Genomic DNA, 13,518 nt, shown 5'->3' with positions numbered 1-13,518 from the left:
TGCTTTAGAGCGGCTAAACGAAGAGATACGCCGACGTGAAAGGGTTATTAGGATATTTCCCAACCGCGAATCAGCTATACGTCTAATTGGGGCATTGCTTATGGAACAGGACGAAAAATGGACTTCTGGCAAAAAATACTTGGATATGACCGAATACTTTGAGTTGCATAAAGAAAACTCAAAAAAAAGTAAAAGAAAAAGTAGTTTCGATAAGTTAAACTTTTATCACCTGATTCTAACCAGAGGGAATTTTACACAAAAAATTGGACTTGAACCAAAAATCCCTTTTTTCAATATTTCTAATTTTTTCTACTAATAATTTTTTTATAATTCGAACCTGACCATCATGTAATCATCGTAATGGATAAAACCAAGCTTTTCATAAGCTCTTAAGGCAGGAGTATTATATTTTTTCACCATTAACACCGGTTTTTTGCCCCTTTTTATAATCCTTTTACAAAGTTCTGATACCATTGCTTTACATACTCCATTGTTTCTATACTCTTCCTTCGTGTAAACCCCACCGATTTGATTCACCAAATCCGTCGACACTTGAATATACGCTTGTCCTATGATTTCATCATCATATACTGCAAAAATATAATCTTCCTCTTTTGACCTTTCTTTAAATGTTTTTATTTTCTCTTCGATACTGACTTTCATATCAAATCCTTTTTTTGAAGCTTCCACGGCAAAGGCCGCAGCTTCTTCTAAAGGTATTTCATAAAAATCGATGATTTTTACTTTTGAATTTTCATAGGGTTTTAATTCTTCATTAATTTGAAAGCTATCTTCATCACAGAATTTAATCTTTTTTGCATCTTTAATTTTGGTATATAAGGGCAATATTACTTTTTTCATTCCCAGTAAGAACTCCACATTGTATTTTAGTATCAGTTCCGAAAAAGCCTCAATACACTCCTCGTCCTCATAATGTGGTGTTGAGCTTCCCAAGTTGTAAAATGGAATAATACCTACAAGCCTGCCGTTTTTAAAATATCCGTAATAATCTCCGCATCTTCTTATATCTTTTTTATTTTCAATGCTGAAATTGGCAATATTCCCCTGAATAAAGGTGGTTTCGAAAGGATATCTTTTTATATATTCTTCGATTATTTTCCTATCCTTCTCTGATAATAACCTCAGCAAGTTATCCTCCCCTTTTATTTTACACAACAGTACAATTTAACTACCAGGTAATACCAAAGGAATCGGTCACTATCGCATGGTAAGCAAGGCTAAATTTAGAACACACTTATTGTAGTTTTATTATAATATAAATAATGTTTTTAGTTGACAGATGGCCATTTTATTATGATAGTGTAAAATATCTTTAGGTCGAAAAGGAGGAAAAACCAGAAGTAATATAGAAAAAGGACCTAACTACCCCCCCCCCCCCAAAAAAAGGATGAGTTAAAAAACTCAACAGGACGGTGAGGTCTTATGAAAATAATTCTATGCAGTGGCCTTCAAAGAGGAGAAAAAATTGAAGAACGCATTATGGAAAGGAATATTCCAAGGCGACCGAGAAAAAGTAATGGAAATATTTGAGCAAAAATACACCAAATGCAAAAGAGAAGAGGATAAAAATGCAGTAATAAAATGTATGGAATACGTGAAAAACATCTGGAAAGAGATATCCTCTTACAGCTTATACAATAGGATACAGCGCAGAAAGTCACGTGAGCCATGTATTATCGTAGAGGCTTTCAAGCTGGCCCTTGTCGTGGAGTAAAATAGGGGTCCATAATATGGCCCAATTAAGGGTGGCGTAAGCCAGCGGCACAGCTATAAGGGGAAAGGTAATAGAGCAGCGGTTTGAAAACCAAAGCCCGTATAGCTGCCGAAGGAGGCTTTATCCAAGGCAATACAACGGATAAAAAAATAAGGGAGATCATTTGCACCCATTAATTGTAAATATATGGAACATACTCTAATGATAAATTCTCTTACTTTCATCTTGTAAGCGATGGCGAGTTTATATAAACTTAAAAATACTTAACGTGATCGTAACTATTGAAGCCTTTCATTCTATTCTAGAGGCTGAATGCTATAGCCGTCATGAATTTCAGAGCTTTATGGAAGCCTATGCGGAAGTATCCAAGTACATTGAGTATTATAACCGGAAAAGGAGGCATGGTAGCCTTGGATATATGAGCCCTGAGGAGTTTCACAAAGCATTCATGAGTAAATTGATAAAAGGAGAATCTTTTGTAGGATAATTTCTATAATTAGGGGGCTAGCCCGCCGGCTTCAAATTATCCAGGATCCCTAGAATTATATTCGAAGAATTTTTGGCCGCTACTTCTGAGAATTCTTCGTACACCACCACTGCCTTATCGTCAGCTCTATCAGATATGGACCTTATCACAACAAAAGGAACGTCATTTACGTAGCATACATGTCCGATGGCTCCTCCCTCCATCTCCACACAGGAGCCGTCGAAGACATCTCTCAAATATTTTACTCTCTCAGCGCTGCATATAAACTGGTCACCGCTCAATATCCTTCCCTTAACTGCTTTTTTCCCTTTTAAGGTTCGGCAGGCCACTTCCCAGGCAATTTCCACCAGGTTCTCGTCAGCCTTGAAAAATTTGACCCCTAGATTCGGGATTTCACCGGGTTCGTGACCGAAAACCGTCCCATCCACATCGTGTTGAGCCACCTCGGTGGATATTACCACATCACCTACATCCAGTTCTTCCCTCAAGGCCCCCGCCACACCGGTACAGAAAATTGCATTCGGCCGAAAATAGTCTATTAAAAGCTGGGTGCATAAAGCCGCATTGACTTTCCCAACACCGCTTTTTACCACGACGACTTCTTTCCCTTGCAGGATGCCTTGATGAAAAGTTAAAGATGCCCTGTGCACGGTCCTTGTTTTTTCCAGCTTTTCACATAAAAGGGCTACTTCTTTATCTAAAGCACCTATTATCCCTACTATATGAACCATCCCTTTCATGTCAATTCAAATCCACAACCTTCAAGCCGTCACCGCAGATTTTACCTTTACTCCTGGAATCTGACCCAGCTTTCCAGTGAGTGCGCCAAGCTCATCGGTAGTGGCATCGACGATAAGCGCTATGACCGAAATTCCCCTTTCCCTGTAAGGTATGCCCATTCGGCCTACTATCATGTCGCCGAATTTTGACAATATCTCGTTCACCTTTGCGGCGGATTTTTCCCTCTCATAAACTATTATCCCCACCACTGACAGCCTCTTTTCCTCCGCCATCGCCGTCTTCCCCTCCTTCTTCTCCTTCAAAATCCTGCCCGGCTGCTGCTTCTTTTATGTAATCTTCGCCATCCAACCCCGTGGAATTGATGAGGTCTATTTGCGACTGTAAAAAATTTAAAAACCTCGTCTTGAAGAGTTGAAATTGAGCCTTTATCTCCTCGTAACGTTCGCTTAAAACGTCGCACCGCATTTTAGCTTTCGCAAGCATTTCCTCAGCCTTAACCTGGGCGTCCTTTATAATCAGTTCCTTTTCCCTTTCCGCGTTCCTTTTTAAGTCTTCGGCAGCTTTTTCTGCGAGGATAATAGCTTTTTTAAGCGTAGTTTCCAGCTCTTGATATTCTTTGAGTTTTTCCCTCAAAAACTTTATTTCTTCTTTTAACTCTTGATTTTCTCTATATAATTTCTCATAACTTTGAGTCACTTTTTCTAAAAAATCCTTAACCTCTTCCTCGCTGTACCCCCTGAAAGATTTTCTGAATTCCTTTTTTTGAATGTCCAGTGGAGTCAAGGTCATTTTTATCACTCCCTATCTTGTGATTTAATATATCACCCTCAACAAAAGCGCCACTGCTACATTTTTTACAATATCCATGGTAATGAGAGCAAACACAGGTGAAAAATCAATATAAAAACCTCCTGTCGGGGGTAAAAATCTAAAAAATAAATGCCTGAAAGGAGCAAGGAGAGGTTCAGTAACTTGATAGACGAATCTATAAATCGGCCAGTACTCCGCTCCAGGGAGCCAGCTCATGAACACTCTTACGATGATTAAAAATTCCATCAATCTGAAAAACAAGTCTATCGTTCTGATTAGCAACAAAGGCTTTACCTCCTCGGCATCAAACTTTATAAACCGGCTTTTCTTTTCCGGATTCTATTTCGTCGATGTTAAAACCTGTTATATCCACATTGTTCGGCGCGAATACAAAGGTGCCGCTGCCGACTTTCTTCACAGTTCCGTCCAATACAAAGACGCTGCCGCTCAAAAAATCCAGTATGCGCCTTCCAGTCTCTTTATCCAGCCCCTCGAGGTTAACTATGACCGCCCTGCGGTTTTTCAACTCCTCCGAAATCTCCCTTACTTCATCGAAACAGGTAGGTTTGAAAACCGTTACCCTGTTTTTCGGTATCTGATGAATATTTATAATCCTCCCTCTTTCTGGTCTTGTAGGAATGCCAAGGGGGTCTTCATATTGGGGTGCAGGCGGCTCCTCGTCTTCTATTCCCAGGAAATAAAGTATCTTACTCCATAACTTGTTGCCGGCCATTTTTATACCTCCTCATCCTAGATTCTCGGTCCGAAAATACCGCTCCCTATTCTTATCATGTTTGCCCCCTCTTCTATGGCCACATGAAAATCATGGGTCATACCCATCGATAAAATTTCCATTTCTACATTTTTTAGGCGTAAATTTTTCAATTCCAAAAATAATTCCCGCATTTTTCTGAAAAACGGCCTTACGTCTTCCGGGTCCTCTTTAAAAGGTGCTATTGCCATCAAACCTTTTACCCTGATGTTCTCTAGCTCTGATATCTTCTTTATCAACTCCGGTGTTTCCTCGTATTCCGCTCCAAATTTGGTTTCCTCTTTGCCGATGTTTACCTGAACCAGCACATCCATGACCTTCCCGAGCTTACCCGCCCTTTTATCGATCTCAACTGCAAGTTCGTAGCTGTCCACCGACTGAATCATGGAGAAAAGTCTTACCGCATACTTAACTTTATTTTTTTGCAAATGCCCTATCATATGCCAGCTGACGTCGCCTTTTACCAGTTCTATTTTCCGTTGAGCTTCCTGCACGCGGTTTTCCCCTAAAATTTTCAGTCCGCAATCGACGGCCACCTGAATTGTTTCGGGCATAACCGTCTTAGTTACCGCAACTATCTTTATATCTTCCTCCCGGCGGCCCGATTTTTCAGCCGCCTCCTTAACCCTCAACCTCAACGTTTCTATGTTCTTCCTAACAAACTCCATATCAATCCCCTCTTTACTATAACCCTATCTCCGAGTTTTACGCCTTCCACTATCGCAATCTTATCGTCGCGCGCCACTACCTTTACTGGTTTAAAAATCAGCCTCCCATCAAAAAACAAAAGTACACCTTCCTGCCCATTATCATTTATTATAGCTGAAACCGGAACGCCGATGCCTTTATAAGCCCGCGCCACGATTTCAACCGGGACTTTTCTCTCATCGAGAAGTTCAAACGGCACTTCCTTGGCGGAAAATACGGCTGTCTTTCTACTTTCGGAAAGTTCTTTTAGTTCCGCCTTGACCTCGAATCCAAGCTGAGGAAATTTCAGGATATATTTCCAGCCCAACTTTAAACTTTCGCCGTTCCATTGAGTTACGATGTTCAGCGACAAATTATCGACAATTTTGAGCACCGCCTGATTTACCTTTACTATTTCTGGAAATATCCGATTTCCCCCGTTGTCCTTTATATCTTCTATGTCCTCATAATCCAGGCAGCTTATCTTATCTGGTACCAAAAGGTTTTCGTAACCGTCTATGTTGAAACTGACCATTCCCGCCATCGGCGAGAAAACCGTGGATTCAATTTCCTGCAGTTTCTTTTCCTGAAGTTCTATGCTTTTTTCTATCACCTCTGCGGCCGCTTCGCTTTGCAGCCTAGAATCTTTTTCAAGCGGCCAGGCTTTCTTCACATTTTCCAATTTCATTCTAAGTTCATCCATCTCTTTTTCGAGCACCTGCTTTTTATCTACATCGGCAACCACTTTAAAAAGAGGGGCATTCACCCTCACCCTCTGTCCCGCTTTGACCAGAAGCTCCAGCTTGCCTTCGGCCGGCGCGTTTATCACTTTTTCGTTTTTAACAATAACGGCTTCACTGGAAATAATTTCTTTCACCGTACTTTCCTTGGCTATATATATGTCATCACGTGCATACCCTAAAATACATAAAACTGCAAGGCACAAGAACAACACCGTCAGCGGTAAAAGAATCCGGCGCTTTTTTCGAATTTTCCTCGACCTCAAGTCCACGACTTTCGAATAGGTCTTCCTCTTCATCCCCTTCACCTTATTTTTTATCTTCTCCATAAAATAGAAGAATCCTTCCATTTTAATAAGAAAAATGGAAGGAGAAATCCCTAAACTTTTATATTTTTCCACTGTCCCCCTTTAAATCTGATTATGTACAGTGCCGACCGGACAGCCCAATCCAGAAACATGGCAATCCAGGCACCCACTAAACCCATATTCAGGGCTTTTAAGAAGTACCACGTAAATCCTATCCTCACAATCCACATTCCCAAAATAGTTATGTAAACGGCTACTTTCGTATCCCCCGCTCCCCTCAAAGCCCCCGGTATAACCATACCGATGCACTCAGGTATCTGAGTAAAAGCTACAATGCGCAAAAGGGTAGTTCCCATTTTTATTACATCCGAATCGCTGGTGAAGATTTTAAGAAAAGCCGCGGGAAAGGAAAAAAACAACAATCCCATAGTCCCCATTATCGCCATTGCCATAAGAAGGGAAATTGCTGCACTCCTTTGCGCCCCCTTTATATCACCCGCTCCCAAATACTGTCCCACCATAGCAGTAGCTGCGGTGGCAAAACCTATACCCGGCATGTAAGAAAAAGATTCCACATTGAGGCTTAGAGAATGCGCGGCATAAGCTTCGGTACCCAGATTTGCCACTAGTCTGGTGTAAACTATCTGCCCTGTGGAGATGAGTATCCTTTCGAGAGCCGCGGGTATCCCTATTTTCATCATTTTCGAAAATAAAAGCCAATCGAAATTCCCGGCGACCTTTTCCCAATTTACAAAAAGGACTTTATTCGGTTTGGACAGAAAGTAAATCAGCCATATAGCTCCTGCTAAGCGCGAAATGGATGACGAAATCCCGGCTCCCACCACTTCCAACCTGGGAAAGCCTAGTCCACCGAAAATAAAAAGGTAATTCGTAAAAATGTGAAAAATGTTTATGACCGCATTCACGGTCATAGGAGTCCTGGTATCCCCCGCACCCCTAATTCCAGCCGCAGCTACGCTGAAAATAAACAAAAAGAGCATCCCCGGCATCATTGCCCTGAGGTAATTGCTCCCCAGCGGTCTGACCGATGGTTCGGCACCCATGTAAATCATGATTTTAAACGAATTAACGAAAGCCAGAATTACGAGAATAAAACCTATTAAAAGAGCGGCGATGACCGATTGACCCGTGACCCGCCCTGCTTTTTCTCTGTCTCCTGAACCCACAGCCCTGGCTGCCAGCGCCGTTGTACCCACCGATATGCCCATGATGAGCGCGTTTAAAAGAAAAAAAGGATGCATGCTGAGGCCCACCGCTGCCACAGCTTCAGCTCCGAGCCTTCCGACCATGGCCATGTCCGCCACCTGGCTTAATGTAGCCAGAGCTTGCTCTATTACCACGGGCCACGCCAAAGTCCAGGCCTTATTGAGCATTTCTTTAATATCTTTATCTCTAAGTAAAATAAACCTTGGCTTCTTTACAGTTTTTAATAAATAGCCGTTCATATTTTTAGTCTCCATCCGCGATAGACAATAATCGGTATTTCATACATAAAAAAATAACGCAGAGCTCATGCTGCTCCACGTTTACTTCCTTAATGGTCTGAGTGGGGGGACTTGAACCCCCGACCTCTAGAACCCCATTCTAGCGCGCTACCAAACTGCGCCACACCCAGACGCTGTCCGATTTCACTTTATATTATAAGGCATAAGACAGATATTTTCAACCCCCGCATAGAAAATTTTTTAAAGGATTATGCATATAAGGCTTCCGCTTCCCTCGTTCACGATGCGCTGCAATGTTTCCTGTAATTTGGCCTGGGCCGATTCGGGCATGTGAATGAGCTTGTTTTGTATGCCCTCCCGCACCAAATCCCGCAATGATTTCCCAAAAATATTGGTCTGCCAAATTTTTGCAGGGTCGTTCTCAAACTCGCTCATCAAGTAATTGATGAGTTCTTCGCTTTGCTTTTCGGTTCCAATAATCGGTGAAACCTCGGTCTGAATATCCGCCCTTATCATGTGGATAGAAGGAGCAATGGCCCTTATTTTCACTCCAAATTTGGAGCCCTGTCTTATGACCTCCGGTTCTTCCAAGCTCAGCTCATCTAATTGAGGCGGAACTATTCCGTAACCCACCCGCTTTACGTCATCCAAAGCTTTTGCCACTTTGTCGTATTCTCTTTTTGCATCGACTAAATCTTTCAGCAGGGGTATGAGATGATGCTCTCCTTCGATAATAAGCCCCGAAATTTCGCTGAGCACCTTGTAAAATAGTTCTTTTTTCGCTTCCAGTATTACTTCGGCCATCCCGTTTCCCAAATTCATCTCTTTTATCCTTACTTGCTCAAGAAAATCACTTTCCTCCAAGGACGAAGCAACTTTATTGATATCCCTGACTCTATTTATACCTTTAATTTTTTCTTTTACGGTTTCTTCAAACTTCTTCCTCAGGTAATGCTCCTTTTCCAAAACCTCTATCCATTTCGGTATGTGTATGTTAATTTCCACCAGGGGGAACTCCAAGAGGATTTCCTCCAGGAGGCTGAAAATATCCTCCTGATTCATTTCCAGGCAGTTGAGAGGGATTACCGGCACGTCGTATTTTGCTTCGAGCGTTTCTTTTAGCTCGAGAGTTTTTTTATTAGTCGGTTCGGCAGAATTCAGCACAATTACAAATGGTTTCCCAATTTCCTTCAGCTCGCTTACCACTCTTTCTTCAGCCTGAACGTAATTTTCCCTAGGGATTTCGGTTATGCTCCCGTCGGTGGTCACCACCACACCTATTGTGGAGTGTTCCTCAATAACCTTGCGTGTGCCGATTTCCGCAGCTTCCTGAAAAGGTATCTCTTCGTCGAACCACGGCGTGGATACCATCCTCGGCCCGTTTTCGTCCTCGTAGCCTATGGCGCCCCTTACAGAATACCCCACATTGTCCACCAGTCGCACCCGAAACTTGATGTTATCTTTAAAAGTTATTTCTACCGCCTGACTCGGAATGAATTTGGGCTCCGCCGTGGTAATCATCCTTCCAGCCCCACTCTGGGGGAGCTCATCTTTCGTCCTGCTTTTTGCGTTAGGGTCCTGAATGTTGGGAATTACCAGCAATTCCATGAACCTCTTGACGAAAGTAGACTTACCCGCCCTAACAGGCCCTACCACACCTATATAGATATCGCCGCCGGTTCTTTCCGCAATGTCTTTAAATAAATCAAATCTTTCCACGGTTTCCCCTCCTTAGTAAACTTATCTACCCCCTTCCTATCCATAGTTTTACGTCCGGGTTTCCCTTAGGAAGGGTAGTTTTTTCGCTTTTTTTCAATAATATATATATGACGCCGTGTCCCGAATATTACTTCAAAATAAAAAAACGTGGACTTGCCACGTTTTAAAGCCAATCCTTATTTATCAATTCTTCCATTTCATGCTTGCCCCTCCTGCTCATAAGTTCCTTCACAGCATCCACTGGGTTTTTACCTTCATAAAGCACCTCATAGGCCTTTTCCGTTATTGGCATTTCTATTCCGTACTTGCGAGCCAGATCATAAGCGGCTTTGGTTGTATATATGCCTTCAATAACCATATTGGTCGAGGTCATGACCTCTTTTACGGATTTTCCCCGACCTATGTCTATACCAGCCCTTCGATTACGGCTGAACATGCTATTGCACGTCACTATAACATCGCCGACTCCAGAGAGCCCAAAAAAAGTGGACGGTTGCCCTCCCATCTTTACACCCAACCGGATTATCTCCATGATTCCCCTCGTTATCAAAGCCGCTCTTGTATTGTCTCCGAAACCTAATCCTTCCGCTATCCCCGCACAAATTGCTATTATGTTCTTCAAAGCACCTCCCATTTCCACTCCCACTATATCCAAATTGGTATAAACCCTAAAGTAAGAGTTCATAAAAAAGTCCTGAACTTTTTCAGCTACATCCTTTTTTTCAGCCGCAGCCACCACAGCAGTCGGAAGCCGCCTTGCCACTTCCTCGGCATGGCTGGGACCGGAGATGACCGCAATTTCCACCTCCAACCCCTTAGGCAGTTCCTCTTTTATGACCTGCGACATCCTGAGCAGGGTCCCCACTTCTATCCCTTTTGCAGCGTTTATGACAATACTTTGATTTTTTATGTATCGTCCTGCCTCTCCTGCAATTTTTCTCATCGCTTGGGAGGGAACAGCCATCACCACAAATTCGGCTCCGTCAAGAGCCTCCTCTAATTCGCAGGTGATTATAATTTCATCCGGGATTCTGATACCCGGCAAATATTCGCTGTTTTCCCGAGTGCTTTTTATTCGTTCGGCGAGTTTCTGCCTTCTTACCCATAATCTCACTTCGGCCCCGTTGTCCGCAAGTATTTGGGAAATCGCAGTACCCCAGCTACCCGCGCCGATAACCGCCGCTTTCATCAAAAATGACCCCCTAATCATTTCTTTTTCTGTTCCGGCCTTTTAATACAACTGGAGTCCCTTCAAGACCAAATCTTTCCCTCAATTTATTTTCGATGTACCTGACATAAGAAAAATGTAAAAGCTCCGTGTCGTTTACCGTAAGCACGAAGGTGGGAGGTTTGATACCGGTCTGTTCTAGCGAATATATCTTTAACTTTCGTCCCTTTATGGTGGGCGGAGCCACGAGAGCCGTAGCATCTTCCAGCAGTTCGTTTAATGCAGCTTTATCTATTCTGAAGGTATACTGGTCCATCACAAACCGTATCAATTCCAGAATTTTGTTAACCCTTTTTTTCGTCTTGGCCGAAACGAATATAACAGGGGCATACTGGATAAACGCTAATTCATCACGGATATTCTCGGTATACCTGTAGATGGTTTTGTCGTCCTTTTCCACCAAATCCCATTTATTCACTACTATTATAATGCCCCTGCCGCTTTCATGTGCTATTCCGGCGATTTTTTTGTCCTGTTCGGTTATTTCTTCCGTGGCATCCAGAACCACTAAGGCTATATCGGCTCTTTCCACCGCCTGAAGCGCCCTCAAATGACTGTAAAATTCGATGTCTTCTTTTATCCTGCTTTTTCGCCTCAGGCCTGCCGTATCTATCAGTACCATCTGTTGCCCTTCGTACTCAAAGGGTGTATCGATGGCGTCCCTGGTTGTACCCGGAACGTCGCTCACTATCACCCTTTCCTCGCCGAGCAGAGCATTTACTAAAGAGGATTTACCTACGTTAGGCCTTCCAATTACAGCCACCTTTATTACGCTTTCATCGTATTCAGGCTCTTCACTTTCCCCTATAAACTCCACTATCCTATCCAACAAATCCCCCACATTAGAACCGTGAAGGGCGGAAATAAAAACGGGCTCACCTAAACCCAGTCGGTAAAATTCGTAAAGCCCGGTTTTCATGGAGTAATCGTCCACTTTGTTTACCACCGCAATAATCGGCTTTCGGCTTTTTCTAAGAATGTTCGCGACTTCTTCGTCCGCGGGCAAAAGTCCGTCCCTTGAATCCATTAAAAAAATTATGAGATTTGCACTTTCTATGGCAAATTCTACCTGCCGCCTCACCTGGGTGGTCATCAAATCCGTTCCTCCAGGTTCTATCCCCCCTGTGTCCACGATGGTGAATTTCTTCCCCTTCCACTCGACCAGGGCGTAAATTCTATCCCGAGTTACCCCGGGTTTGTCATCGACAATAGAGATTCTTTTTCCAACTATTCTATTGAACAATGTAGATTTCCCCACATTCGGCCTTCCCACAATCGCCACAGTAAAATTCATAACCTTACCCCCAAATCCGTTCCCAAAATTTTTTCGAGAAAATCCTTTCCGTCTATTTTCACCACGGCTACCTTAGCATGCAGGCTTTGCTCCACATCCTGCACGGAAAGTCCGTCCAGGAAAACCTCCCCGTCTTTTAACATGACTTCAGGCACCAGCACATGACACTGATGTTTTTCATCAACCAACTTCTTTTTTAATTGATTTACCAAATCCCCGCCCGTCACCAATCCCGCTACAGTCACCGACTCTCCGAAAAAGTCATTCTTTATCGGACAAATCTCAAATTCAAGATTCTTAACGTTTTTTAGAGGCGATAGAACCTTCTCCAGAAAGCGGAAAGCTGAAACGCCGGTGGCTATCTTAACCCGCCTTTTTTCGGGCAGGGAAAGGGGCACCGCATTCATCAGCTCAGTTAACTGGTCCCTTAGCAGCGAGACCATTCCGACACCGTTTTCCCATTGAGGAAAATCTTCGTATGCTTGGGAAGGAGGAAACTCCTTCTTTGCTATTTCGTAAAATTCGTCGGCTGCAAAAACAAGCCTTGTGCCGAACCGCTTTAGATTTTCAAGCTGCAGCTCTTCTATCCGCTCGGTGATCGTCTCCGCCTCTTTTTGGGTAAAGCGCCGAAGAGGATAAAGTCCCTCGCGATATCTGGTTATCCCCACCGGCACCACGGCAATCGATTGCACCGACGGATAAAGAGTAAAAAGGTCTTGCAAGGTCTTTTCAAGCACCTCTTTGTCGTTCACGTCTGGGCAGAGGACAATCTGGGTGTGAAAAAAAATGCCGTTTTCCTTCAAGAATTTCAAGCGGTCCATTATCTTTTCTGCAGCCTTATTTCTCAGCATGGCCTTTCTTACATTGCCGTCGGTGGCATGGACCGAAATGTAAAGTGGAGATAACCTCATCGAAACTATTCTATCTAAATCTTCATCATTAAGGTTAGTAAGTGTTATAAACGTCCCCTCAAGAATCGAAAGCCGGTAATCATCGTCCTTAATATATAAAGATGGCCTCAAACCTTTCGGCATCTGGTCAACGAAACAAAAAATGCATTTATTTTTACAGCGCATAATTCCATCTATGAGGGGATTTTCAAACTCGACCCCCAAATCTTCGTCAAAATCCTTTTCGACGGTTAATACCCGCTCCTGTCCTTCTTTAGTTTTGACCCGGATATTTAATATTTCATCGGTTATAAGAAACTTATAATCTATTATATCTTTTATATTCCGACCGTTTATCTCTAAAATTTCGTCGCCTTTCTTAAGACCCACCTTTTGTGCCAAACTTCCCCTTTTTACCTCTCTTATTACTGCCTTTTTCAACCTTGTCTGCCCCTTTTTCCCGAAATTATAGCTGCTTTTATTACCAGCTATCAATTATATTATCGCGGAAATAGAGGGGCAAGTCAAGGTATTATAGCAGACCGTCTGTGTCAAGAGTTTGTAGGTAAAAAATTTTTTAAGCTGACCTCACCACTATTGTAAGTCCAGGTGACATAAATTTGATGTATTATATTGCCATT

The 13,518-nt window shown here is 42.8% G+C and carries 15 protein-coding genes, 1 tRNA gene and 1 pseudogene; 3 read left to right on the top strand and 14 right to left on the bottom strand.

From position 1 onward, the window contains the following. Window positions 1-107: pseudogene (locus tag AN618_RS11415) on the top strand (transposase); the annotation flags it as partial. A 217-nt stretch (window positions 108-324) separates the two neighbouring features. Here the strand turns inward: AN618_RS11415 and AN618_RS11410 are convergent. Next, a complete protein-coding gene (locus tag AN618_RS11410; RefSeq protein ID WP_066355247.1) occupies window positions 325-1,149 on the bottom strand; it encodes a GNAT family N-acetyltransferase in 825 nt (274 codons plus the stop codon). A gap of 313 nt (window positions 1,150-1,462) precedes the next feature. On the opposite strand from AN618_RS11410, the gene AN618_RS11405 reads away from it, so the two are divergent. Continuing rightward, the gene (locus AN618_RS11405; RefSeq protein WP_222926499.1) at window positions 1,463-1,735 is read left to right on the top strand and encodes a hypothetical protein; all 273 of its coding nucleotides are present in this window, start codon (window positions 1,463-1,465) and stop codon (window positions 1,733-1,735) included. A gap of 268 nt (window positions 1,736-2,003) precedes the next feature. After that, a complete protein-coding gene (locus tag AN618_RS14195) occupies window positions 2,004-2,222 on the top strand; it encodes an IS3 family transposase (protein ID WP_187694931.1) in 219 nt (72 codons plus the stop codon). A gap of 17 nt (window positions 2,223-2,239) precedes the next feature. On the opposite strand, the gene AN618_RS11400 is transcribed toward AN618_RS14195, so the two are convergent. The 13 genes from AN618_RS11400 to AN618_RS11340 all read right to left on the bottom strand — a co-directional run bounded on the left by AN618_RS11400 (window position 2,240) and on the right by AN618_RS11340 (window position 13,372). Continuing rightward, window positions 2,240-2,962 (bottom strand): 5'-methylthioadenosine/adenosylhomocysteine nucleosidase, encoded by a 723-nt coding sequence (locus tag AN618_RS11400; protein WP_245628507.1) that lies wholly within the window; start codon window positions 2,960-2,962, stop codon window positions 2,240-2,242. A 21-nt stretch (window positions 2,963-2,983) separates the two neighbouring features. Then, window positions 2,984-3,235, bottom strand: coding sequence for a TM1266 family iron-only hydrogenase system putative regulator (locus tag AN618_RS11395; protein ID WP_066355243.1), 252 nt, complete (start codon window positions 3,233-3,235; stop codon window positions 2,984-2,986). After that, the gene (locus tag AN618_RS11390) at window positions 3,189-3,752 is read right to left on the bottom strand and encodes a DivIVA domain-containing protein (RefSeq protein WP_066355241.1); all 564 of its coding nucleotides are present in this window, start codon (window positions 3,750-3,752) and stop codon (window positions 3,189-3,191) included. Before AN618_RS11390 ends, AN618_RS11395 begins: the two co-directional genes overlap by 47 nt. A gap of 24 nt (window positions 3,753-3,776) precedes the next feature. Beyond that, window positions 3,777-4,058: a YggT family protein gene (locus tag AN618_RS11385; RefSeq protein ID WP_066355239.1), complete on the bottom strand. Its 282-nt coding sequence runs from the start codon at window positions 4,056-4,058 to the stop codon at window positions 3,777-3,779. A 19-nt stretch (window positions 4,059-4,077) separates the two neighbouring features. Then, entirely contained in the window at window positions 4,078-4,506 is a 429-nt protein-coding gene (locus tag AN618_RS11380) for a cell division protein SepF (protein WP_066355237.1), read from the bottom strand. A gap of 17 nt (window positions 4,507-4,523) precedes the next feature. Further along, window positions 4,524-5,213, bottom strand: a complete 690-nt coding sequence (locus AN618_RS11375; RefSeq protein ID WP_066355230.1) for a YggS family pyridoxal phosphate-dependent enzyme — start codon at window positions 5,211-5,213, stop codon at window positions 4,524-4,526. Beyond that, window positions 5,189-6,322, bottom strand: a complete 1,134-nt coding sequence (locus AN618_RS11370; RefSeq protein WP_157081741.1) for a biotin/lipoyl attachment domain-containing protein — start codon at window positions 6,320-6,322, stop codon at window positions 5,189-5,191. The genes AN618_RS11375 and AN618_RS11370 overlap by 25 nt, the downstream gene beginning before the upstream one ends. Window positions 6,323-6,351: 29 nt before the next feature. Then, window positions 6,352-7,761, bottom strand: coding sequence for an MATE family efflux transporter (locus AN618_RS11365; RefSeq protein ID WP_083515199.1), 1,410 nt, complete (start codon window positions 7,759-7,761; stop codon window positions 6,352-6,354). 78 nt (window positions 7,762-7,839) lie between these two features. Beyond that, window positions 7,840-7,916 (bottom strand) — tRNA-Pro (locus AN618_RS11360). 70 nt (window positions 7,917-7,986) lie between these two features. After that, window positions 7,987-9,465, bottom strand: a complete 1,479-nt coding sequence (spoIVA, locus tag AN618_RS11355) for a stage IV sporulation protein A (protein ID WP_066355220.1) — start codon at window positions 9,463-9,465, stop codon at window positions 7,987-7,989. A 163-nt stretch (window positions 9,466-9,628) separates the two neighbouring features. After that, the gene (locus AN618_RS11350) at window positions 9,629-10,657 is read right to left on the bottom strand and encodes an NAD(P)H-dependent glycerol-3-phosphate dehydrogenase (RefSeq protein WP_066355217.1); all 1,029 of its coding nucleotides are present in this window, start codon (window positions 10,655-10,657) and stop codon (window positions 9,629-9,631) included. A gap of 10 nt (window positions 10,658-10,667) precedes the next feature. After that, the gene (der, locus tag AN618_RS11345) at window positions 10,668-11,987 is read right to left on the bottom strand and encodes a ribosome biogenesis GTPase Der (protein WP_066355215.1); all 1,320 of its coding nucleotides are present in this window, start codon (window positions 11,985-11,987) and stop codon (window positions 10,668-10,670) included. Continuing rightward, the gene (locus AN618_RS11340; protein ID WP_083515198.1) at window positions 11,984-13,372 is read right to left on the bottom strand and encodes a DUF512 domain-containing protein; all 1,389 of its coding nucleotides are present in this window, start codon (window positions 13,370-13,372) and stop codon (window positions 11,984-11,986) included. Before AN618_RS11340 ends, der begins: the two co-directional genes overlap by 4 nt. Window positions 13,373-13,518: the final 146 nt, after the last annotated feature.

The sequence above is a fragment of the Fervidicola ferrireducens genome (genome assembly GCF_001562425.1).
Classification (GTDB): domain Bacteria; phylum Bacillota; class Thermosediminibacteria; order Thermosediminibacterales; family Thermosediminibacteraceae; genus Fervidicola; species Fervidicola ferrireducens.
Note: the sequence above shows the minus strand (reverse complement) of the source record. Positions and strands in the feature narration are given on the sequence as shown.

Coding starts and splice junctions, on each gene's coding strand:
- AN618_RS11400 (WP_245628507.1), bottom strand. CDS start 2,962: ATGAAAGGGATGGTTCATATAGTAGGGATAATAGGTGCTTTAGATAAA.
- AN618_RS11395 (WP_066355243.1), bottom strand. CDS start 3,235: ATGGCGGAGGAAAAGAGGCTGTCAGTGGTGGGGATAATAGTTTATGAG.
- AN618_RS11390 (WP_066355241.1), bottom strand. CDS start 3,752: ATGACCTTGACTCCACTGGACATTCAAAAAAAGGAATTCAGAAAATCT.
- AN618_RS11380 (WP_066355237.1), bottom strand. CDS start 4,506: ATGGCCGGCAACAAGTTATGGAGTAAGATACTTTATTTCCTGGGAATA.
- AN618_RS11375 (WP_066355230.1), bottom strand. CDS start 5,213: ATGGAGTTTGTTAGGAAGAACATAGAAACGTTGAGGTTGAGGGTTAAG.
- AN618_RS11370 (WP_157081741.1), bottom strand. CDS start 6,322: ATGGAAGGATTCTTCTATTTTATGGAGAAGATAAAAAATAAGGTGAAG.
- AN618_RS11365 (WP_083515199.1), bottom strand. CDS start 7,761: ATGGAGACTAAAAATATGAACGGCTATTTATTAAAAACTGTAAAGAAG.
- der (WP_066355215.1), bottom strand. CDS start 11,987: ATGAATTTTACTGTGGCGATTGTGGGAAGGCCGAATGTGGGGAAATCT.